A 22,662-nucleotide genomic window follows, 5' to 3' on the forward strand; every position below is an offset into this window, starting at 1 on the left:
TCCAGACGGTAGCGCAGAATAACGTGCGATGGATAGGTAACTTCATCGGCATCAACCCGTATAAAATCAGGCTTAACCTTGTTATAAATGCGTTGCATGTTTTCCGGTGCCCAAGCAGTCCCATGACCACCAAACGCTGCTTTTGCTTTCTCCGCAACGAATGAGACAAACTCTTCACTTCGGCTCGCCTGCATTTCAATAATAAGCGATTGGCTTTCATGCATTGTCATACCGCGCGCAGAGCCAACAGGCTGAAGACGCCAATCCTTTGGAAGGTTGCGCTCGTACATCGCGTGCCCGGTTTCATGAAGGACACCCATCAGCGACGTCATAAAATCTGTTTCGTCATACCGTGTTGTTATCCGAATATCATCAGGCACACCACCACAGAAAGGATGCAAGCTCACATCAAGACGGCCATTATTGAAATCAAAGCCCACAGCCTTGATCATTTCTCGTCCCAGAGCTTCTTGCGCTTTTACAGAAAACGGCCCATCAGGCATCACTGCTGCGGCTTCTGATGCCTGTTTTTCCAGTACTGACTGTGTGAAGTCTGGTAGGAATGTCGCTAAGTCATCAAAAATCGCATCAATGCGCATTAATTTTCCGCCAGGCTCGAAATGATCCAGCAAAGCATCATAGGTATCGCACTGAAAAAGCTCGGCTTTGATCTTGGCTTCTTGCTGCGTGAGGTTAAGCACTTCTTTCATCGCAGGCAGGATCGAAGCAAAATCATTATTCGGTCGGGCTTCACGCCAGATCATCTCACAGCGTTTGCCAGCTTTGGTTTGCGCTTCGACAAAATCGCCATCGAGTGCCGTTGCATGACGCCAGATTCGCTGCATCTCACGCAGATTAGCCAACTGCCAGCTACCAAGATCCCCTTTGCTTTCCAGAGCTTGCGCAAACAAGTCTTCCACTTCACTGCTGGTCAGAATTTCATGCTGAACACCACTAAGAGCAGCAAGCTGTTCCATTCTGGCTTCGGCACCACCAGCAGGCATTACTGTCGACATATCCCAACCTAATACACCGCTGGCTTCACCAATAGCGTTCATCCGGCGGAATTTTTTTTCAAGAGCAAGATAAGCTGACATTTTACATTCCCAATCAGGCAACAAACCATTCACAAGACGAGCGATTGTAATTTAATCGTCTTCCAATTTTTCAACAGGGCGATAATGATAGATGAAATAAATCACGGCAAGAATCAAAGCCATAGCATACCAAGTAATAACGTATTCCAGATGATTATTCACCAAAGCTATACGCGTTTGCCCGCCAAGAGGATATCCCCCCGGATTAGCCGTAGGGCCTGCATCAAGATAGACACTCATCACCGGATTAGACAGATCCGTTTTCTGGCTCATTTCTTTGATATCTGTATAAAACCAGAAGTTATCTTCGGGATCATTGACTGGGCGCACAAATTCATACCCCTTCCATCCACCAACGCGAAGAAGACCTTCTATTTTAACGGGCCCATCAACCTGACCTTCAGGCCGAGAGGCAGGCGCTTTAAACTCAGAAGGAACAAAACCACGGTTGATCAGAATTTGTCGCCCATCCGTCATCACAAAAGGGGTAATAATCTGGATGCCTAACTGCCGATCCAATGAACGTGCCCCCATGATAAGCTCTTTATCATGCAGGAACTCACCCTCTACCCAGACATTGATAAACTCATCAGCTTGCGGGTCAGCAACTTCGCCGGGATATGTTTCAGAAAAAGAAATAGCCACAGCAGAAGCGCGATCTGTTCGTAACGCAATTTGATCTTTTTTCCATTCCATGCGTGATAACTGCCAAGTGCCCAGAGCAATCGCAATCAAAACGACGGGAATAGTAAACATCGTAGGCCAAAAAGTTGGCTGGAAACGGCGTAAAGTGCCTTTGGTCATAATCGACAAATCCTGTGTCGCTTGCTTTTAATAATATTCGAGCGCCACCATAAGGCCTTTGCAAGAACAGAGCAAAGCGATTGAGGCCCTCTGACAAGAAAATCTCTTAAACATAGGGCGAATGTAAAAGGTCGAAGACATCTCCAGTGACATTCCCAAAGGCATACTTGGAAACATAGAAAGAAGAAGGCCGTGCCTTAACGGGTGAAATGTGAATTTCACTTGCGTTTCAGGCACGGCCTTCTTTCAAACCGATACTGTTTCAGGTTGCCCTGATAGGCTGGACTTAGCCACCCCACCAGTAAACAGCAACAAATAGGAACAACCAGACAACGTCCACGAAATGCCAGTACCAAGCAGCCGCCTCAAAGCCAACATGGGCTTCAGGTGTGAAGTGACCTTTTTTTGTACGGATCAAACATACAAAAAGGAAAATGGTACCAACGATAACGTGGAAACCGTGGAAACCGGTCGCCATGTAGAAGGTAGAAGAATAGATATTATCTGTGAACCCGAATGCAGCGTGGCTGTATTCGAAAGCCTGAAGTGCCGTAAAAATCACGCCAAGACCGACAGTAATCATCAAAGCATGTACCGCTTGCTTCTGTTGACTGTTCAAGATCGCATGATGCGCCCAAGTCACGGAACAACCGGACAGCAGTAGGATCAGCGTGTTCAAAAACGGCAGATCAAATGCATCAAACGTTACAACATCAGCTGGCGGCCAAACGCCCCCGATAACTTCACTCGGATAGAACGCCGCCGTGAAATATGCCCAGAAGAATGCAACAAAGAACATTACTTCAGAAGCGATGAATAGTACCATCCCGTACCGCAGACCAATACGAACCACAGGGGTATGAAGGTGACGAACATAAGCTTCGTTCACCACGTCACGCCACCAGCCATACGTACAAATAAGAACCGATGCGATACCCGCAAAAAGAACTATATTTGTATAGTCGTGCATCATCAAAACAAGACCTGTCGCCATCAAGCCAGCAGCAAAAGCTGTCAGCAAAGGCCAAGGGCTTGGATCAACCAAATGATACGGATGTTTTACTTCGTCGTGCCCTGCACTCATGATATCCCTCTTAACCAGACGCTATTGCGTATTGTTAATTGACCTCTACAACCGGTTTATTTCCGGTGTCATTACCCAAATCACCCACATCCACACTATCTTCTTCTTCAGTATCCCGGAAGAAAGTGTATGATAGAGTGATTGTTTTTACGTCACTGAGATTCGGATCATTCTCTATTTCCGGATCGACGTAGAAAGTGACAGGCATGTCAACTTCTTGTCCCGGCAACAAAGTCTGCTCTGAAAAACAGAAACAATCTACTTTTACGAAATACTGACCAGCCTTTAGCGGTGTCACATTAAATGTGGCAACACCTTTAACCTTATCATCAGACGTATTTTTTGCGCGATAAAACGCAATTCCTTCTTCCCCGACCTTAAGATCAACCGCGCGCTGCGCAGGCTTAAAGTGCCAAGGCAAATCTCCATTCACCGAAGAATCAAATCGAATAGTCACATCACGATCACTAACGACCAGATCGTCCGTTGCTCCAGCTTCAGAAACCTGTGTTGTGCCACCATATCCTGTGACCTGACAAAACAGCTTATACAGTGGCACGGATGCAAAAGCCAACGCCACCATTCCACAGACAACACCGCCCAGAATGATTGCAACGCGCGCATTTTTATCGCCAGCGACAGACATGCTACTTCATTCCCATCTTTACGATCGTGACCGCATACACAAGTGCAATGAAACCAAGTAAAACGCCCAAAATAGCCCAGTTGCGGCGTTTTCTCTGTTTATGGATTTCTTCCGAATTTTCCACAGTTTCATATTTTTTTGTTTTGTCTTCAGACATATTAACCACCAATCAAACTCAAAATACCTGGCGTTCGATCAATAATAAGAACGGCAAAGAGAACAAAGAGATATAGAATAGAATAAAAGAACATCTTGCGAGCATGGCGATCTTCTTCAGAACGCAGCACCTTGATGTTCAGCCATAGAAAATACGAACTCGCGATCAGCGCGACAGCCCCATACAGCAGACCAGCAACATTGAAGTATACTGGCGCCAGAACAACAGGGAAAAGGGCAATAGTATAAACCAGCATTTGCCACTTAGTATTCTCACGACCAGAAACAACTGGCAACATCGGCACTTTAGCAGCAGCGTAATCGCCATCTTTATAAAGCGCCAAGGCCCAAAAATGAGGCGGCGTCCACATAAAGATAACCAAGAACAGAACAATAGATTCAATAGAGACAGTTCCTGTTACAGCCGCCCAGCCAATCATCGGAGGGAACGCGCCGGCAGCCCCACCAATGACAATGTTTTGTGGCGTGCGGCGTTTTAGGAACATTGTGTATACAAAAACATAAAAACCGTTGGCTAAAGCCAGAAGTGCTGCAGCGGTCCAATTAACCGCTAAGCCCATGATCATCACAGAAAACAGGCTGAGGATCACTCCAAAACTCAAGGCAACGTCCGGTGCCATACGACCAGCCGGGATCGGGCGTTTTTTCGTACGTGTCATGATCGCGTCAATATCGCGGTCATACCACATGTTAATTGCTCCGGCGCCACCAGATGCAATCGCAATGCAGAACAGGGCAATAATTCCAAGGAATGGATGAATAGTGCCCGGAGCAACCATCAAACCGGAGAATCCAGTGAACACAACAAGGTACATGACACCCGGCTTCATCAAAGCCCAGAAATCAGCAACCTGCGCAACACCGCTTAAAGAAGCAGTATCAGTTGTTGTTGTATTTTCCATAGATGTATCGGTCACAATTTACTCCTGATTAAATCCGGCCATTAACATCGAATAATGCGATGAAATGGCCGGATCTATACTTAACTACCGTTATTTTATTTTTGGCAGCTCGTTAAAGCAGTGGAACGGTGGAGGAGAAGATACTGTCCACTCTAGCGTCGTTGCACTTTCTCCCCATGGATTAGCTTCAACACGACGACCGAATTTCATTGTCCAGATAGTTAGTAGAACAAAGAATATAGTCGCAGCAAAGGTAATGTACGCACCATATGATGAAATCGCATTGAAGCCAGCATAGGCGTCAGGATAATCAACATAACGGCGCGGCATTCCCTGTAGTCCGAGGAAGTGCTGAGGGAAGAAGATCATGTTCACCCCAACAAACGTCAGAACAAAATGCAGATAGCCTGCCCATGCCGGATAATCGCGACCAGACATTTTACCCATCCAGTAATACATACCAGCGATAATGCCAAAAACAGCACCAAGGCTGAGAACGTAGTGGAAGTGCGCCACAACATAGTAGGTGTCATGCATCGCCAGATCCATACCAGAGTTCGCAAGAACAACCCCGGTTACACCACCAACAGTAAAGAGGAAGATGAAACCAAGCGCCCAGACCATAGGTACAGAGAAGCGGAGTGAACCACCCCACATTGTCGCAATCCAAGAGAAGATCTTAATCCCGGTAGGTACAGCAATAACCAGCGTAGCCGTTGTAAAGTAAGCACGTGTATTTACGTCCAAACCAACGGTGTACATGTGGTGCGCCCAAACAACGAAGCCAACGAAACCAATCGCACACATAGCATAGGCCATGCCGAGATAACCAAACACAGGTTTACGGCTAAAGGTCGAAATGATGTGAGAAATGATACCAAATCCAGGCAGGATCATAATGTACACTTCGGGGTGGCCAAAGAACCAGAACAGATGCTGATACAGGATCGGATCACCACCTTTGGCCGGATCGAAGAAAGATGTTCCGAAGTTACGATCTGTCAGCAACATAGTGATCGCACCACCAAGAACAGGAACCGCCAAAAGCAACAAGAAAGCCGTCACAAGCATGGACCATACAAAAAGAGGCATCTTGTGCAGGGTCATGCCTGGCGCACGCATGTTAAAGATTGTTGTGATAAAATTCACCGCACCAAGAATGGATGATGCACCCGCCAGATGGAGGGCAAAAATCGCCATATCAACCGACGGTCCCGATTGCCCAAAAGATGAGAGCGGTGGATAAACCGTCCACCCGGTACCCGCACCCTCTCCGACCAGCGCAGAGCCAAGCAGCAGAAGGAACGCAGGAACAATCAACCAGAAGGAAATGTTGTTCATACGTGGGAAGGCCATATCCGGTGCACCGATCATCAAAGGAACAAAGTAGTTCCCGAAACCACCGATCATCGCAGGCATAACCACAAAGAACACCATGATGAAACCGTGTGCCGTAACAACAACGTTCCACCACTGACCGTTTGGTTCACCATCAGTCAAAAAGTATTGTACGCCTGGCTCTTGAAGCTCCAAACGCATGTAAACGGAAAATGCGCCACCGATCAAAGCAGCGATTACTGAAAAGACCAGATACAAAATACCGATGTCTTTATGGTTGGTTGAACAGAACCAACGGGTAAAGAATCCCGGCATGTGATCATGGTCGTGATGGGCTTCAGCAGCAGTACCCATATCTCAAATCCTCATTTCGTTTCTTTAAGCGCTTCTCTTGGCGCTATAACCGATTGAACGGCGAAATCTATCGAAGCTTCTCAGTTAAGCTGAGCAACCTGTACGGAACGATCATCTTCAATCGCAGCAAATTCTTCCTTGGCGAACTCAACCCATTTGTCGAACTCTTCTTTGGAAACGGCTTTGATCATGATCGGCATATAGGAATGGCCTGTGCCACAAATCTCTGAACACTGACCGTAGTATGTACCTTCTGAGTTCACTTCGAACCAAGTCTCATTGATACGCCCAGGTACGCCATCGAGCTTCAAGCCCATAGAAGGCATTGCAAAAGAGTGAATAACGTCATCACCAGTTACCAAGAGACGAACTTTCGTGTTAACAGGGACCACAATCGCGTTATCCGTCGTCAACAAACGTGGCTCACCAGATTCCAGTTCATCTTCTGACTTCATATAAGCGTCAAATGTGAAATCGCCTTGGTCAGGATATTCATAAGACCAATACCACTGTTTTCCGATCGCTTTGATCGTCATCTCGGTATCAGGATTACTGTCCGCCGCATAAAGAATTTTGAACGAAGGTATCGCAATAATCACCAAAATGATTACCGGAACAGCAGTCCAGATAATTTCAAGCAGCGTGTTATGGCTTGTCTTTGATGGGACAGGGTTCCGTTTTTCAGAAAAACGGAACATCACATAAAGCATCAGAACCAGAACAACGACACAAACTGCGACAATAATATAAAGCAGTAGCTCGTGAAATTCTCCCAATGCAACAGCAGTCGGAGAAGCGGCATCTTGAAGACCAAGACCCCATTCGACTGGCTGAGAGGCGTGACCAGTAGCAGCCAAACCGCCGAACAGTGCAACAGCACTAATTAGATAGGCAATCCGTTTCAGAAACGTCATGTACTCAACATCCTGTTTTTTTATATCAACTTTTGTTCCTGAATTGATCAGGATCAAAGTATCTTTCCCGATTCCAAGACTAATATACAGAATGGATGATTCTGACACTAGCTGGACTCCAAAGTTATTCTGGCGCAACCTACCCTATTGAAACCCGAGAGGACAAGCCCCAGATACACAAGAATTACGCATAGTAGATGCTTTAAGCTACCAAAAGATAAACATTAAGTGAACTATACTCCTTCCCGGGAAGCCCGTCCCCGGGTTGCGACCTTATGACGCAGAACCCCATTTACCTCATAAATCTGCGCGTTTTACATTTAATTCTTAGTGTGAATTCCGACTTTCCTGCTCAACTATTTTACGGACACGGCGTACACCTAACCATAACGCAGCAACAACAAACGGGATAGATACAGCCGCAACAATAGACGCGTTTATATCGACTCCAGCGGTATTAACCCCCTTTGCCAAATAGTAAATCAAGCTAACGACATAGTAACTGATCGCCGCCACAGAAAGACCTTCTACTGTCTCCTGTAATCTCAGCTGAATACTTGCTCTTTTATCCATAGACTTCAGAAGTGCAGAGTTCTGTTCCTCCAGTTGAATATCAACACGCGTTCTCAATAACTGTCCAGCCCGCGCAACCCTTTTAGAAAGTGTATCCAAACGCAATGCCATCGCCTCACAAGTTCGCATTGCCGGGGTTAGACGCCGATCAAGAAAACTTTCCATCCGTTGAAAGCCATCCATGTTCCCTTCTTTCAACTTCAAGATTCGCTGTTTAACCAGTTCGTGATAAGCTTTCGACGCTGAAAACCGATAGTTGGTAGCAGCTGCAGCCTGCTCAATTTCAGCCGATAGCTCAGTCAACTCGCTCAGCAACTGCTTTTCGTTATCCACATCCCGGCGGTCGGTCATACGCGTCGTTATATCCTTTAGCGCGCGCCCTGCTTTTGCCAAACGATCCCCATATTGCTGTGCCAGAGGAAGAGAGAGAAGGGCCATCATTCGATAGGTATCAATTTCGAGCAACCGTTGAACAGCACGCCCTATTTGTCTTGGTTTCAAACCGTAATCTTTAATAAGGATGCGGCCATACCCGTCCTCGTTAATGCTAAAATCCATCCAAACACCGGCAAGTCCACCACGTAGTGTACAGGCAGATAGATGCCCCGTAGGAAAGAAAGAAACTTGCTCCTGCATCGTGCGCTCCGGTGCATCGTGACCTTCGAGTTCAAGATGCACACCGACCAGTCTTTGACCCGGTACGGCATTAAGCCAATCCACAGGTACCAGTTCTATTGCCGTCTTTGAGAAAGGTTTATGATATGCCTGTTTTGGCTTTTGAACACTTGGTGCCGTATCGTACTGCTTTCGATCCGGATCTTTTCTGTTGCGAAAAAAAGTGTAAGTGGAAAATTCTGTATGACGCTCCCAAACCACGTAAAAGTGACCTAGGTCAGCCATAAAATGTTTCGTTCCTGGGGCTGGTGCTGCCACGTTAAAACGTTGGCATAACAACCCCACATGGGCTCTTTCCTCTTCGGCTTTGTTTTCTCCTGATAACATTCCTATATGAGTGATAGTTTCTGGACCAGTCAGCTGGGTAAATGGCCTTGCATGTAATTCATTACAAAGCTCAACCCGTAAGGGGTGATCGCGCAACATTTTTGTTCCTTATATCGACCTTATTTCTGTCTTTTTAACAGAGCTCTTTTAGTCCGCTTTATTCCGTAGAAGCGTTTTTTGCCTTTTGACAAAATGAAGTTTGACAAGATTCTCTTTAATTTGGAAGTCAAGATCATTGGCCTTCTCACATTGAGCACCTATATTGTCTGCAAAGGTATATTAAAGGAATCCATTTATGAGCTACATTGCCACAACCGACGATCTCTTTTTCAACCGCACCAATTTGGATCAAAAACGGCTGGAAAACATTGTCAATAATGCACTCACAGGTGCCGACGATGGTGAGCTCTATCTTGAATACCGCCAATCCGAAGGTATGGTTTTCGACGATGGACGACTGAAAAACGCCAGCTTTGACACATCTCAAGGATTTGGACTTCGTGCAATTGCTGGTGACAGTGCTGGCTATGCCCATGCAAGCGACCTGAGTGAAGAGGCCATAAAACGCGCGGTGAATACTGTCCAAGCCGTTCACAGCGGACATTCCGGCACTATGGCAGGTTCGCCACAAGGAACAAACTCAGCGCTTTACACCGAAGACAACCCCCTATCTGCCTGTGCTTTTGAAACCAAAATCAAAGTGCTCAGTGATATTGATGCCTATGCCCGCGCAAGGGATTCTCGAGTAGTTCAGGTTAGCGCATCTATTTCCGGCGAATGGCAAGCCGTACAGATTATTCGCGCTGATGCCCACAAAGTTGCTGATATCCGCCCGTTGGTACGTCTAAACATTTCAGTCACTGTTGCCCAAGGAGACAAGATGGAAAGTGGGTCCTATGGTGGCGGTGGCCGCTTTGTTTATGACAGCCTGCTTGATCCAGCTTATTGGCAAAAAGGAACTGACGAGGCTATTCGGCGAGCACTTGTTAATTTGGATGCTGTTCCCGCACCTGCTGGTGAAATGCAGGTCATTCTTGGTCCTGGGTGGCCTGGAATTCTACTGCACGAAGCCGTTGGTCATGGTCTGGAAGGTGACTTCAACCGTAAAAAAACATCAACCTTTAGTGATCGTGTTGGTGAACGCGTTGCCTCTAAAGGTGTTACCGTCGTTGATGACGGCACCATCGCGGATCGCCGGGGATCAATCTCGGTTGATGACGAAGGCACGCCGTCTCAATGCACAACCCTGATTGAAGACGGCCTTCTTGTTGGATACATGCAGGATCGTCAAAATGCTCGACTAATGGGCGAGAATTCTACAGGCAACGGTCGTCGACAAAGCTATGCCCACATTCCAATGCCACGCATGACAAACACAGTGATGCTGAACGGCGAACACGATCCCAAGGAAATGCTTAAATCTGTGAAGGATGGCATTTACGCTGTGAATTTTGGCGGCGGTCAGGTCGATATCACGTCAGGTAAATTCGTTTTTGCCTGCACGGAAGCTTATAAAGTCAAAGACGGTATTGTCGGGGAAGCTGTAAAAGGTGCCACTTTGATAGGAAACGGTCCTGATGCCATGCAAAAAATTTCCATGGTTGGTAACGATATGGAAATGGATGATGGCGTTGGCACTTGCGGCAAAAACGGCCAAGGCGTTCCCGTTGGTGTTGGACAGCCCACTCTTTTGATCAATGGCATTACTGTTGGCGGTACTGCCTAAACCAAAGAACACTTGGGTTGTAAATTAATACTTCCTTAATTCAATTTAAAGTAGTATTCTAAATACAACCTCCTATCGACCCTTGTATCGATATTTTAATGCCCCGGTTAATTCCGGGGCTTTTTTTGCGATCTTTTCAAAAAAAAGGCTGATCACTCACATAAAGAGTAATCAGCCTTTAAATTAAGTCACTTAACTGCGTCGAGTACCTCACTTAGTCGTGAGGCTTACTTAATAAGCATACTCAATAAATGCAGGGTCAACGGACTCGTTCCAGCGTTCATAATAAGCTTTGAGCTTTTCTTCAGCTGGGGTAACTCCGCTTTCAGCTGTCTCCATCAACGTATTAAGGAAGTGAACTTCATCACGTCCTTGGCCATCAACACGTCCTCTGTTTTCCAGACCGCTGGCTGCTATTTTTACGACTTCCTCTGCCAAGCCTTGAAGTTTCTGGCCACGGACGACCGCAGATAAGCCCTTGGCCGGGACTTCCGCTCTCAACAATTGGCGCTCTTCATCCGTCCAGTCTTTCACCAGATCCCATGCGGCATCCAGCGCGGATTGATCATAAAGCAGGCCAACCCACAAAGCAGGTAAAGCACACAGAGATTTCCACGGGCCACCATCAGCACCGCGCATTTCCAGGAATTTTTTCATTCGCACTTCGGGGAAAGCCGTCGTAATATGGTCATCCCAATCTTTTAACGTTGGCAATTCGCCGGGGAGTATTTTCAATTTTCCCTGCATAAAATCACGGAACGATTCACCGCTGGCATCCAAATATTTACCATCGCGATAAACAAAATACATTGGCACATCGAGAACGTAATCCACATAGCGCTCAAAGCTCATACCATCTTCGAACACAAAAGAAAGCATGCCACAGCGGTCAGGATCAGTATCAGTCCACAGATGGCTACGATAGCTCAAGAACCCGTTGGGTTTACCATAGCTAAAGGGAGAATTCGCAAAAAGGGCCGTTGCAATAGGCTGCAATGCCAAGCTGGTACGAAATTTGTGGATCATGTCCTGCTCGCTGGAAAAATCCAGATTAACCTGAACAGTACAGCTTAGCGTCATCATATCTAGACCAAGATTACCGCGTTTTGGCATATATTCGCGCATAATCTTGTATCGGCCCTTTGGCATCCAGTTGACGCCTTCCTGCCCCCATTTCGGATTGAACCCCATTCCAAGCATATGAATGCCAAGCGGTTCGGTAATTTCCTTAACCTGATGCAGGTGAGAGTGCACTTCACGGCAGGTATCGTGCACTGTCTCCAAAGGAGCACCAGAAAGCTCAAGCTGTCCACCGGGTTCCAATGTGACCGAAGCGCCGCTATCTGTTAGCGCAATAATATTGTCGCCTTCATAACCCGGGGTCCAGCCAAACCGATTGGCAAGACCTTCAAGGATCATCTTGATTGATTTTTCACCATCGTATTTCAGCGATTTAAAAGTCTCATCACAAAAAGCGAACTTTTCATGCTCTGTCCCAATGCGCCATTGATCTTTAGGTTTATTACCGCTTTCCAGATAGGAAATCAGTTGGGCTTTATCCGTAATTACGGTTGATGAGGAAGAAGCGTCGGACATATTTACATTCCATTTATTCGGTCGTCGTTTAAAATAAAAACTCAGAATTGCCTGAATTCAGGCAACCGTGACCGGCGTTGTACCTTTTGGTGGGCGCATACCCCCATCTCCTAATATTGCCTGCCAACATGACAGGGCTGCAACAGCAGCGGTATCAGCCCGAAGTACCCTTGGACCAAGACCTATTGGTGTCACATAAGGAAGGCGACGAAGAGCTTCAAGCTCTTCTTCAGCAAAACCGCCTTCCGGACCGATTAAAACTGCCCAAGGGCGTTGACCGGCATCTGGCTCTTTAACCAGTATTTCTGTTAGAGTTTCTGCAATCGGCTTTGCATCGCCAAATTCCGCACAAACCATTAAACGCCTGTCATCAGGCCATTTATCGATGAGTTTGTCCAATGATACGGCATCATCAACTTCTGTTACCGACAAGCGTTCACATTGTTCGGCTGATTCCTTTGCATGTGCAGCAAGCCGATCACGGTTAATTCGCTTAACATCCGTGTAACGGGTAAAAACTGGCAAGATGCGTGAACAACCAAGTTCTCCGGCTTTTTCGGCAAGGAAGTCTATCCTCGAACGCTTAATTGGCGCAAATACCAGCCAAATATCAGGTTCCGGTGCAGGTTTACGGCGCTGCTCTTGAATATGTAGCGAACACCATCCCTTGCCCAATCCCTCGATCACACCAAGCCATTCGCCGTCTCGCTCATTAAAAAGACCGATTCGTGCGCCCGTGTTAAGTCGCAAGACAGACCGCAGGTAATGCGCACCCGCGGCATCAAGGCCAACAGTAGCCCCTTGGCTCAAGCTTTCTTCAACATAGAGTCTGGTTACAACACGTTCCATCTCTCGAACCTACCTTCACAAAGCAGTACTTCAGGTGTATCACTCATAATTAAACAAGTAGATAACACCCCCAAAAGAGATAACACAACGCCGATATGACCAATAATGCCAGCGACAATGCCAGTGACATCGCGAATGATCGTTTAATCATCAGAATATCTCCTGCATGGATACGACCATATCTGCGTCTGGCAAGACTGGATCGCCCGATTGGAACTTGGCTGTTACTCTTCCCCTGTTGGTGGTCAATGTTATTGGCAACCAGTGCGCCCGGCTATCAAATCGGCAGTCCCTTTGCACCGCTCTATTTCATGGCACTCTTTGCAATCGGCGCCCTTACAATGAGGGGCGCGGGCTGCACTATAAACGATATGGCTGATCGAGAGTATGACAAGAAGGTAGCGCGCACTGCCACACGTCCTCTGGCCAGTGGTGAGTTATCCATGAGACAAGCCGTGGCCTTCCTTGCCCTTCAACTTACCATTGGGCTCGCGGTATTATCTCAGTTCAACACCTACACCATTATTTTAGCCGCATCAGCCATATTGCTGGTGATCTGCTATCCCTTTATGAAGCGCATAACCTATTGGCCCCAAGCATGGCTTGGCCTGACCTTCAACTGGGGTGCCTTGGTTGGTTGGGCCGCTGTACGAGGCGACCTCAGCCTCCCCCCTCTTCTCATTTATATCGGCGGGATTGCCTGGACACTTGGGTACGACACTATTTATGCACATCAGGATAAAGAGGACGATGCATTGGTCGGTGTGAAATCCACCGCATTGAAACTGGGAAACAAAACAAAGCATTGGCTCGTGCTCTTTTACAGCATTTGTACGCTCTGCTTTGCCGCAGCAGGATTTATTATGGGCTTACAATGGCCTTTTTGGCTGGGAATTGCAGGTTTGGCCTCTCATTTCTTCTGGCAAGTAACCACCGTTCAGATTGATGATCCAGCCGACTGCTTAAACAAGTTCAAATCCAATAGAAATATTGGATGGATTTTTCTGGCTGGGATCTACCTTGCCGCTACAATCAAATAGCCCAACCTTAAATGACGCCAATTTCCAACCCCAAGAATTTCATCACCCAAAACACTCGATCAACGGGGACGCCGCTTCTTGGAGATGAAATAGAACTTTATCTGGCCTGTCAGGATCTACCGCTATGGCAACTGGGCGAAGAAGAGCTAGATAAGCTACAACTTCCCACGCCCTTCTGGGCTTTTGCTTGGGCTGGCGGCCAAGCTCTCTCTCAATACATTTTGGATAACCCTGACATTGTCCGGGACAAACGCGTTCTCGATTTTGCTTGTGGATGTGGCATACAAGCCATAGCTGCAAAGATGTCAGAGGCAAAGACAGTCCTTGCTGCTGATATTGATCCCTTTGCCATCGCCGCCACAGAATTGAATGCTGAACAAAACAACGTAAGTCTCGCAACGACGACAGAGAATTTGGTGGGAAAAGACAACCAGGGTTGGGACGTGATCCTCGCAGGCGATGTTTGTTATGAAGGACCAATGGCCAAAGAAATCACATCTTGGCTTAGGCAACTTTCCAAGACAGGCGTGATCGTTCTGATAGGGGACCCGGGAAGAACCTACCTTCCAAAGTCTGGATTAAAGAAATTAATCTCTTATGGTGTACAGACATCCTCTGCCTTGGAAGATACCGATGTACGAAATGCCTGTGTTTGGGAATTCCCTCGGGATGAACAATCTTCATAAAAAGCGCATTAATCTTTTTCTGACTACGGTTTCTCATTATAACAAGACGCTATCTGACTGCTGCTAAGCTTGGAATAAGATTACACCTTGTTTTTTTGACGATAACCTCTGACAAGTAAGCTTAAAACTGGACCTGAGTGTAAGAGCACGCTAAAGCTCTCCTGTTAAATTGAACCGACTGTTGGCCTGATGAACGAGTACTTACAGAAGCAAACAAAACCATTTGTACTGCTGGATGACACGCTCTCTGGCAAAGGTTCGGTTTTGTTCATCAATCCAAGTAATATCATTAGCTGTAATAGTCCCGAGAAGCTGAATGCGACTTTCGCTTTGATGGACCAGGAAAGACAAGCTGGAAAGCACTTAGCTGGCTTTTTATCTTATGAGTTAGGCTACCTTCTCGAAGACAAGCTTTCGTGTTTACTACCACCGGACACAAGCCGTAATGCTCCTTTACTGTGGTTTGGATCCTTCGAAGAAGCAATCTCCCTTAATCCGGCAGAAGCACATAAGTTCCTCGCAAAACAACGGTCCGGTGATTACAATCTTACAAACCTGAAACCTTCAATGGATGAGCAAAGCTATTGTACCGCCATTCACAAAGTTCAGGATTATATCGCAGCCGGCGACACCTATCAGGTTAACTACACGTTCAAACATCATTTTGATATATCCGGCGACCCAATAGCCTTATTTCAGGAACTCAGGCAGCGACAGAATGTCAGCAATGGTGCCTATATTGAAACAGGTCACCATTCTATTCTCTCTCTATCCCCTGAAATATTCCTGTCAACGCAAGGGCCCAAAGCACGAACCCGACCAATGAAGGGGACTGTCCAGCGCGGAAAAAGCCCCAAAGAAGACAACGAAAATAAAGTCTGGCTCACAAAAGACGAAAAATCACGTGCTGAGAACCTGATGATTGTTGATCTTTTGAGAAACGATATGGGACGCGTATGCGAAGTTGGTTCCATAGAGGTTACTGAACTCTTTACGGTCGAAACTTATCGTTCTCTGCACCAAATGACGTCGAATATCGTCGGGAAGCTTCGATCCGAAGTAAGCCCCATTGACCTTATCACGCAGCTTTTCCCTTGTGGCTCAATAACCGGCGCCCCCAAAGTGCGCACCATGGAAATCATTTCCGAGTTGGAAGAACAGCCCCGTGGCGTCTATACAGGAAGTATCGGACATATCGCACCCAACGGCGATACCAGATTTAATGTCGCCATTCGCACCCTGATGATGGACAAAATGGGCAAAGGTGAAATGGGTATTGGTAGTGGCATTGTGTACGATTCCAGTCCTGAAGCTGAATACCAAGAATGCCTTCTCAAAGGACAGTTCCTGTCAGGCAATTTGGCTGGATACGCAAAACCCCTTTTTGATCTGATAGAAACACTACGATGGGAAGAAGAAACGGGGTATTTCCTTCTTGAAGAACATCTTGAACGTCTTGAAAATTCTGCAGGTTTCTTCGCTTATCCTTTTGAGAAAGAAAATGTATGTTCGGCTTTGCAAAGCCTAGAGCTCAAGGGTACACAGCGCGTCAGGCTTTTACTGCATAAAGATGGCTCGACAACAGTCACAGCCACATCAATAGAGCAACCCGATCCTCAAAAGCCTATAGGCTATGTCGTTTCAGAAAAGACTGCCGATAGCAGTGATATATTCTTTTACCATAAAACAACCCGTCGAGAGTTTTACGAAGACGAACTTGCCAGACAAAATCAGCTCACAGGTTGCACAGAAGTCTTATTCACCAACGAACATGGTGAGATTACAGAAGGCGCACGCACCAATGTCTTTATCGAAATTGATGGCAAGCTGTTCACACCGCCTATTTCCAGTGGCGTCTTAAATGGTACATTCAGAACGTACCTGCTCAAAACAGGTTACAAAGACATCACAGAAAAAGTTCTAACACTTGATGATCTTGCAGTAGCAGACACCGTTTTCTTTGGAAATTCGGTTCGTAATCTAATGCGCGCTCAGTGCATTTCGCAGGAAATAGAAAAGGGAGCATAGAAGCTCCCTTCGTATATAAACCGAACGTCTTGAAAAGGCTAATCCGTTAGATTATGCAACCAGTTTCTGAACATATCCAGGAAGAGCAAAGGCTGCTCGGTGGATCTCTGGCGTATAATACTTGGTCTCAATAGCAGCCGCCTTATAGCGTGCTTCTAATTGATCCAGTGATATATCCTTCAAACCCTTTTGATCCGTTCCCCAACCAAAAGCCATCGGGCCACCAACATAAGTTGGCACTGTGGCCAGATAGCATGTCGCCTCGGCAAAGATCGGCTTAAAGAACGTCAATGTGGATTTCAGCTCATCAGCCTGCAAAAACGGGACCCCGTTCTGGGTGACAAGAATGCCGCCCTCTTCGAGACATGATTTGCAATCTGTGTAGAAGTTATCTGTAAAGAGAACCTCGCCGGGGCCAATCGGGTCTGTCGAATCAACGATGATAAGATCGTATTTTTCCGAACATTCCTTCATGAAAAGGCAGCCATCTTTGATCACAAGATCTAATCGCGGATCCTCAAACGCATTTCCACAAATCATAGGAAGATGCTTTTTGCTAAGTTCGATAACTGTTCGGTCAAGCTCGACCATTGTTACCTTCTCAACAGTTTGATGTTTTAGCACCTCTTCCAGCATGCCCCCGTCACCGCCACCAACAATAAGAACCTTTTTAACGGCTCCGTGGGCGAAGATCGGAAGATGGGCAAGCATTTCATGGTATATGAACTCGTCCCGTTCCGTAATTTGGGTTACACCATCCAAGGCCATAACCCGACCATAGATCTCGTTTTCATAAATAACGAGGTTCTGATGTTCTGTTTTATTATCGAAAAGAACTTCTTTGACACGAAAACTCGAATGAATATCTGCGTGCAGTTCCTCTGTCACCCAGTTCTTCATTCTGTTTCGGTCCTACCCATTTCTTTTCCCCTGATTTCTTTTCCACGGCGAATTTCTTCAACCAGAACTTCGTCAGGGCTAAAAGCTTCTTTCAGAACATCAATTGAATTATGAGGCTCTGAATCACCACACATAAACACATCCAATGCCGCATAGCCTTTTTCGGGCCATGTATGAATGGAAATATGTGATTCAGCCAAAACCGCGACACCAGAAACGCCGCCGTTAGGGGTAAAGTGATGTAAATGTATATGCAGCAAGGTCGCTTTGGACCTTTCAACACATTCGATAAGGGTATTTTCGACAAACTTTAAATCATCTAACCGACGAGCCCCTTTAAGATCAATGATCAAATGGGTGCCGGCAAACCTCTCGCCATCACGTTCAATGAAGAAATCCTTTTGCTCTTCATCCAAGGCAACGACATTCGAAGCTTCGACATTTTTAGTTTCAATACCAGTCCGACAAGCGGATCCGTTTTCTTCCGTTTGGGTGGTGCTTGAACCTTGATTCAAGTCCATCCCCAATTGGAAGAGGGCGTGTGCAGTAGACACTTAGCGTCCTCCCCAACCAGTAGATGACTTTGGCTCAATCGCGGTTTGATGCCGAATGCAAAAAACCCCTGTAAAGCCACGATGTTGCGCGGTCTTAAAGAACCTCGTTTTCAAATGCAAGGAAAAAACTCACCTGCACTGAATACGTGTATTAACGGGATATACTATAGGAAGGATGAAAAACATCCAATGATTGTTTTCTGACAGCTTCCACAACCTTGCTTCTATATTGCGATGCTTCGATAGATTTCAAGATTGCATCATCAAGATCTTGGTCAGCCCCATGGCCTTTGTGAACCAACCTTAATACCTCTTCCTGCTCAAGAGCATCATACCTGCGATTTATTGCTGGTATGGCACTTAAGGCAAGAGGCTTGCCATGAAAATTGAACGCCCCAAACGAGCTACGATAAACGGCGAGACGATTGGGATCAGTCGGCAAATCATGATTTTCTGACGATTCCCATTGGCATTGAACATGTCCATAGGAATAGTTGCCACCCGGCAATTCGGTTTCATGCATACGATCAAGCTGATCATCGGTTAACCATGTCAGAAAAACCTGAACACTGGTTCCAGGACAATATACCAACTCAGCAGCAACGGACCCATAGCGCGCGACGTGCGCGGAATAGACCACGTCGTGATCATGCAGCCAAATTGCGGTTAAGGGAATCGGATCTTGCCCCGAAGGGTGCCCAACAAACTTTCGCGACAACTGTTCTGGCGCACGGTTTGAGCCATGTGCAATAACAGCTTTTCGATCTGAAAGTTTGATCCCGTACTCAGTAACTTTAGAGAAGTCTTCACTTCGCCCATCTACAAATAGATATGACGTTTCAGGGGCAATAAAGGGATATCCCTTTGCCAAGCGAAGCCTGCTACTCTGGTCACGCGGAAGTTCCCAGGGCATAAGATTACGTTATTTAGTCGGTACAGGGCGGAGGAGCGTCTTTATCGACTCTCTCAATCCGGAAACGTGTTGTGCACTCATCGACCGTCAGCCACGCTCTACGTGACCACTCTTTTTTTGCGGATTCATAATCTGCAAACGGGCCGATCCACTCTTCGTCCCCCCCAACGGCTTCGCAGAAAGATGTATCTGCATATTCGCCGCCTACCACAAAAAACTGTTGTGCCATTACTGTTACTCTATACTAATCGCCGAAATTGTCTCGGTACATACGCACTTCTGGGTACTATAGGCCCCTTAACAAAAGAGTAATAGAAAAAAATTCAGAAAAGTGCGTAAAAAAATGAATAAAAGCATCTAAGACAAATCACACCTATCGCAGAAGTCTTGTAAAACAGGGCTTTAAGATTAAAATGCCAATATAAACAATACGAATATTAAAGAATTTAGTTTCTGTTTTTATACGCTATACTCATCGCACAGGTTGTATAAATTTAAAAAATTCATTCAAGGGGTTAACATGCTTTCGGCTTTTTCCATTTTTGCTATCGCAGTCGTCGTGCTCGCGGTCATACTCGTGCTTATGGGGGTAAAATCCGTACCTCAGGGAACTGAATACACAATTGAAAGATTTGGCAGATACACCAAAACATTATCTCCCGGATTGAATTTGATTGTTCCAATCGTTGACCGTGTCGGTGCCGAGCTTAACATGATGGAAACCGTTATGGATGTTCCATCACAGGAAGTTATCACCAAGGATAACGCCTCTGTTCAAGTTGATGGTGTTGTCTTTTATCAAATTCTCGATGCGGCAATGGCTGCGTATGAAGTCAGGAATCTTGAGCGTGCGATACTGAACCTGACCATGACAAACATACGTACCGTTATGGGATCTATGGACCTCGATGCACTTTTATCACAACGCGACAAAATCAACGCCGAGCTGATTACTGTTGTCGACGAAGCAACCGCGCCTTGGGGCGTGAAGGTCACACGTATTGATATCAAAGATATTACACCACCGGCTGATTTGATTGAATCCATGGCCCGTCAGATGAAGGCAGAACGTGACAAACGGGCAAACATTCTCGAAGCTGAAGGTGTCCGCCAGGCACAGATCCTGCGCGCAGAAGGTCTAAAGCAATCGGCAATCCTGGAAGCTGAAGGGCGTAAAGAATCGGCTTTCCGCGATGCCGAAGCCCGTGAGCGTGAAGCCGAAGCCGAAGCAAAAGCGGCTGAATCAGTATCTAGGTCAATCGCCGAGGGGGACATTCAGGCCATCAATTATTTTGTCGCCCAAAAATATGTCGAGGCCTTTGGCAAGTTCGCAGATTCTCCAAACCAGAAAACAATGATTTTGCCAATGGAAGCGACAGGCATTCTTGGTTCGATCGCAGGTGTTGCTGAACTGGCAAAAGCAGCTCTTGGTGATGACAGCACAACATCATCCAAATCGCCTTGGTCCACTGACAGCAAAGACGGAGCATAAATCAGATGGTCGATCTATCTGGCGTAGAATTCTGGTACTGGTGGGTGTTTGCCCTGTTCCTATTGGCCGTTGAAGTTTTTGCCCCCGGAGCTATTGCGCTGTGGATGGGAATCTCAGCGGGGATTGTCGGCGGATTACTCTACATTTTTCCTGATTTACTTTGGGAAAAGCAGATTATTATCTTCGCGGTTCTTTCCGTTGTTTCCGTTGCCGTTTGGCGTATCTATGCACGCAAAAATCCGCCTGCGTCAGATAATCCAAACCTCAACAAACGCGGTTCAGATCTTATTGGATACAGCTTCACCCTTACAGCCAGTCTGAAAAACGGCATGGGTCGGGAAACAGTCAATGGTGTTCTTTGGAAAATCAAAGGTAGGGATTTACCTGAGGGTACGAAGGTGAGTATAACCAGCGTTGAAGGCACAGCCTTAATCGTTGAACCAGAAGAAGCATGATTTCATCTAATGCCATACGCCTCGTTACGGGATTTTATCTCTCACCTTGAAAACCAAGGTCGCTTAGTCAGAGTCTCACATCCGGTATCTCCAGAACTGGAAATGACCGAGATACAAACAAGGTTGTTGGCAGAAAAAGGACCCGCGGTCCTTTTTGAAAACGTCGTGCACCAGGACGGAACGCCCTATGGCATGCCCGTCCTGGTCAATCTTTTTGGAACGGTCGAACGTGTCGCTCTTGGCATGGAACGAACACCAGAACAGTTAAGAGAAGTAGGAGAAACCCTTGCTTTTCTTCGCCAACCGGAACCGCCTGCAAGTTTGAAAGAAGCGTGGAGCAATTTACCGCTACTGAAAACAGTAATGGCAATGAAGCCCAAAAGTGTTTCTTCCGCCCCTTGTCAGGAAGTTGTTCTCACTGGCGATGACATTGATCTCGCAAAATTGCCTATCCAGACCTGTTGGCCCGGGGAACCCGCGCCGCTGATTACCTGGCCACTTGTTGTAACAAAAGGCCCCGGTGACGAAAAAACAGATGTCTATAACCTGGGCATATATAGAATGCAGGTTCTGGGCAAAGACAAAACACTTATGCGCTGGCTCAAACATCGGGGCGGCGCACAACACTATGCTCGTTGGAAAAACCAGAAGCCCGATCCCTTGCCAGCCGCAGTTGTTCTCGGTTCAGATCCCGGAACAATCATTGCCGCTGTAACGCCTGTTCCAGATACGCTCTCGGAATATCAATTCGCGGGTCTGTTGCGCGGAAAAAAAGTTGAGCTGGTCGATTGTAAAACAGTTCCCCTGAAGGTTCCTGCGAATGCAGAAATAATTCTGGAAGGTTTTGTTAGTCTCGATGAATACGGAGATGAAGGCCCATACGGTGATCACACAGGGTATTATAATTCTGTGGAACCCTTCCCCGTTTTCACCGTCACTGCCATCACCATGCGGAAAAACCCAATTTACCTTTCGACCTTTACAGGGCGCCCACCGGACGAGCCATCTGTTTTAGGTGAAGCATTGAACGAAGTCTTCATCCCGCTCATTCAGCAACAATTTCCGGAAATCACCGACTTTTGGCTCCCGCCTGAAGGATGTAGCTATCGGATTGCGGTCGTTTCCATGAAGAAGGCATACCCCGGGCATGCCAAACGTGTCATGCTTGGTGTTTGGTCGTATCTACGCCAATTCATGTATACAAAGTGGGTTATTGTTGTTGATGACGACATTAATGCACGCGATTGGAAAGATGTAATGTGGGCGGTATCAACCAAAATGGACCCTGCGCGGGACATCACGGTTATCGAAGGAACTCCAATCGATTATCTCGACTTTGCCTCACCTGAAAGCGGCTTGGGATCCAAAATTGGTCTGGATGCAACAGACAAATGGGAGCCTGAAACAAAACGCGAATGGGGCGAAGAGATCAGAATGGATCAAGATGTTATCGATAAGGTCAATGATATGTGGGCCGATCTAGGCCTTCCCGGTTCTGGCAAAGCCATCTGGAAAAAATAACGTACTGAAAG

The 22,662-nt window shown here is 46.6% G+C and carries 22 protein-coding genes; 7 read left to right on the forward strand and 15 right to left on the reverse strand.

Translation table 11 applies throughout. The features are described 5' to 3' along the window. The 9 genes from Q0241_RS13425 to Q0241_RS13465 all read right to left on the reverse strand — a co-directional run. A partial coding sequence (locus Q0241_RS13425) for a carboxypeptidase M32 (protein WP_299378329.1) occupies positions 1 to 1,097 on the reverse strand: 1,097 nt, incomplete at its 3' end. Positions 1,098 to 1,148: 51 nt separating this feature from the next. Beyond that, a complete protein-coding gene (locus Q0241_RS13430) occupies positions 1,149 to 1,901 on the reverse strand; it encodes an SURF1 family protein (protein WP_299378332.1) in 753 nt (250 codons plus the stop codon). Between the two features lie 286 nt (positions 1,902 to 2,187). Next, positions 2,188 to 2,985 carry a cytochrome c oxidase subunit 3 gene (locus tag Q0241_RS13435; protein WP_299378334.1) on the reverse strand — a complete coding sequence of 266 codons (798 nt, stop codon included), beginning with the start codon at positions 2,983 to 2,985 and terminating at the stop codon, positions 2,188 to 2,190. A gap of 34 nt (positions 2,986 to 3,019) precedes the next feature. Continuing rightward, the gene (locus Q0241_RS13440) at positions 3,020 to 3,631 is read right to left on the reverse strand and encodes a cytochrome c oxidase assembly protein (protein ID WP_299378337.1); all 612 of its coding nucleotides are present in this window, start codon (positions 3,629 to 3,631) and stop codon (positions 3,020 to 3,022) included. A gap of 1 nt (position 3,632) precedes the next feature. Beyond that, positions 3,633 to 3,788, reverse strand: a complete 156-nt coding sequence (locus Q0241_RS13445; protein ID WP_299378340.1) for a hypothetical protein — start codon at positions 3,786 to 3,788, stop codon at positions 3,633 to 3,635. Between the two features lies 1 nt (position 3,789). Then, positions 3,790 to 4,710: a heme o synthase gene (gene cyoE, locus Q0241_RS13450; RefSeq protein ID WP_299378393.1), complete on the reverse strand. Its 921-nt coding sequence runs from the start codon at positions 4,708 to 4,710 to the stop codon at positions 3,790 to 3,792. A 90-nt stretch (positions 4,711 to 4,800) separates the two neighbouring features. Then, positions 4,801 to 6,402 carry a cytochrome c oxidase subunit I gene (gene ctaD / locus Q0241_RS13455; protein ID WP_299378342.1) on the reverse strand — a complete coding sequence of 534 codons (1,602 nt, stop codon included), beginning with the start codon at positions 6,400 to 6,402 and terminating at the stop codon, positions 4,801 to 4,803. Between the two features lie 80 nt (positions 6,403 to 6,482). Beyond that, entirely contained in the window at positions 6,483 to 7,424 is a 942-nt protein-coding gene (gene coxB / locus Q0241_RS13460; protein WP_299378344.1) for a cytochrome c oxidase subunit II, read from the reverse strand. Positions 7,425 to 7,643: 219 nt separating this feature from the next. Beyond that, complete coding sequence (locus tag Q0241_RS13465; protein ID WP_299378346.1) at positions 7,644 to 8,990, reverse strand: DUF3422 family protein; 1,347 nt, start codon at positions 8,988 to 8,990, stop codon at positions 7,644 to 7,646. 196 nt (positions 8,991 to 9,186) lie between these two features. Here Q0241_RS13465 and tldD point away from each other — a divergent pair, with 196 nt between their 5' ends. Beyond that, positions 9,187 to 10,617, forward strand: a complete 1,431-nt coding sequence (tldD, locus tag Q0241_RS13470; protein ID WP_299378347.1) for a metalloprotease TldD — start codon at positions 9,187 to 9,189, stop codon at positions 10,615 to 10,617. A gap of 231 nt (positions 10,618 to 10,848) precedes the next feature. Here the strand turns inward: tldD and Q0241_RS13475 are convergent, their stop codons facing one another. Both Q0241_RS13475 and Q0241_RS13480 read right to left on the reverse strand, forming a co-directional pair. Further along, on the reverse strand, positions 10,849 to 12,213 hold the full coding sequence (locus Q0241_RS13475) for a glutamate--cysteine ligase (RefSeq protein ID WP_299378348.1): 1,365 nt from the start codon (positions 12,211 to 12,213) through the stop codon (positions 10,849 to 10,851). Positions 12,214 to 12,270: 57 nt separating this feature from the next. Then, entirely contained in the window at positions 12,271 to 13,062 is a 792-nt protein-coding gene (locus Q0241_RS13480; protein WP_299378350.1) for a 16S rRNA (uracil(1498)-N(3))-methyltransferase, read from the reverse strand. Between the two features lie 95 nt (positions 13,063 to 13,157). Here Q0241_RS13480 and ubiA point away from each other — a divergent pair, with 95 nt between their 5' ends. From ubiA to pabB, 3 genes are all read left to right on the forward strand, one after another. After that, the gene (gene ubiA / locus Q0241_RS13485; protein ID WP_299378352.1) at positions 13,158 to 14,102 is read left to right on the forward strand and encodes a 4-hydroxybenzoate octaprenyltransferase; all 945 of its coding nucleotides are present in this window, start codon (positions 13,158 to 13,160) and stop codon (positions 14,100 to 14,102) included. Positions 14,103 to 14,113: 11 nt separating this feature from the next. Further along, positions 14,114 to 14,788: a methyltransferase gene (locus Q0241_RS13490; RefSeq protein ID WP_299378354.1), complete on the forward strand. Its 675-nt coding sequence runs from the start codon at positions 14,114 to 14,116 to the stop codon at positions 14,786 to 14,788. Between the two features lie 189 nt (positions 14,789 to 14,977). Then, complete coding sequence (gene pabB / locus Q0241_RS13495) at positions 14,978 to 16,816, forward strand: aminodeoxychorismate synthase component I (protein WP_299378356.1); 1,839 nt, start codon at positions 14,978 to 14,980, stop codon at positions 16,814 to 16,816. Positions 16,817 to 16,867: 51 nt separating this feature from the next. On the opposite strand, the gene speE is transcribed toward pabB, so the two are convergent. The 4 genes from speE to Q0241_RS13515 all read right to left on the reverse strand — a co-directional run bounded on the left by speE (position 16,868) and on the right by Q0241_RS13515 (position 19,412). After that, positions 16,868 to 17,716 carry a polyamine aminopropyltransferase gene (gene speE / locus Q0241_RS13500; RefSeq protein ID WP_299378357.1) on the reverse strand — a complete coding sequence of 283 codons (849 nt, stop codon included), beginning with the start codon at positions 17,714 to 17,716 and terminating at the stop codon, positions 16,868 to 16,870. Continuing rightward, the gene (speD, locus tag Q0241_RS13505; RefSeq protein WP_299378358.1) at positions 17,713 to 18,270 is read right to left on the reverse strand and encodes an adenosylmethionine decarboxylase; all 558 of its coding nucleotides are present in this window, start codon (positions 18,268 to 18,270) and stop codon (positions 17,713 to 17,715) included. Before speD ends, speE begins: the two co-directional genes overlap by 4 nt. A gap of 151 nt (positions 18,271 to 18,421) precedes the next feature. Further along, positions 18,422 to 19,183, reverse strand: coding sequence for a hypothetical protein (locus tag Q0241_RS13510; RefSeq protein ID WP_299378359.1), 762 nt, complete (start codon positions 19,181 to 19,183; stop codon positions 18,422 to 18,424). Between the two features lie 13 nt (positions 19,184 to 19,196). After that, positions 19,197 to 19,412, reverse strand: coding sequence for a DUF4170 domain-containing protein (locus Q0241_RS13515; RefSeq protein WP_046503793.1), 216 nt, complete (start codon positions 19,410 to 19,412; stop codon positions 19,197 to 19,199). Positions 19,413 to 19,703: 291 nt separating this feature from the next. On the opposite strand from Q0241_RS13515, the gene Q0241_RS13520 reads away from it, so the two are divergent. From Q0241_RS13520 to Q0241_RS13530, 3 genes are read left to right on the forward strand one after another with little or no spacing between them, the layout of a single operon-like run. Further along, on the forward strand, positions 19,704 to 20,675 hold the full coding sequence (locus Q0241_RS13520; protein WP_299378363.1) for an SPFH domain-containing protein: 972 nt from the start codon (positions 19,704 to 19,706) through the stop codon (positions 20,673 to 20,675). Positions 20,676 to 20,680: 5 nt separating this feature from the next. Beyond that, complete coding sequence (locus Q0241_RS13525) at positions 20,681 to 21,130, forward strand: NfeD family protein (RefSeq protein ID WP_299378364.1); 450 nt, start codon at positions 20,681 to 20,683, stop codon at positions 21,128 to 21,130. Between the two features lie 9 nt (positions 21,131 to 21,139). After that, a complete protein-coding gene (locus Q0241_RS13530) occupies positions 21,140 to 22,651 on the forward strand; it encodes a UbiD family decarboxylase (RefSeq protein ID WP_299378366.1) in 1,512 nt (503 codons plus the stop codon). Positions 22,652 to 22,662 lie beyond the last annotated feature (11 nt).

Origin of the sequence: uncultured Kiloniella sp. (assembly GCF_937128705.1) — a bacterium.
Lineage (GTDB): Bacteria > Pseudomonadota > Alphaproteobacteria > Kiloniellales > Kiloniellaceae > Kiloniella.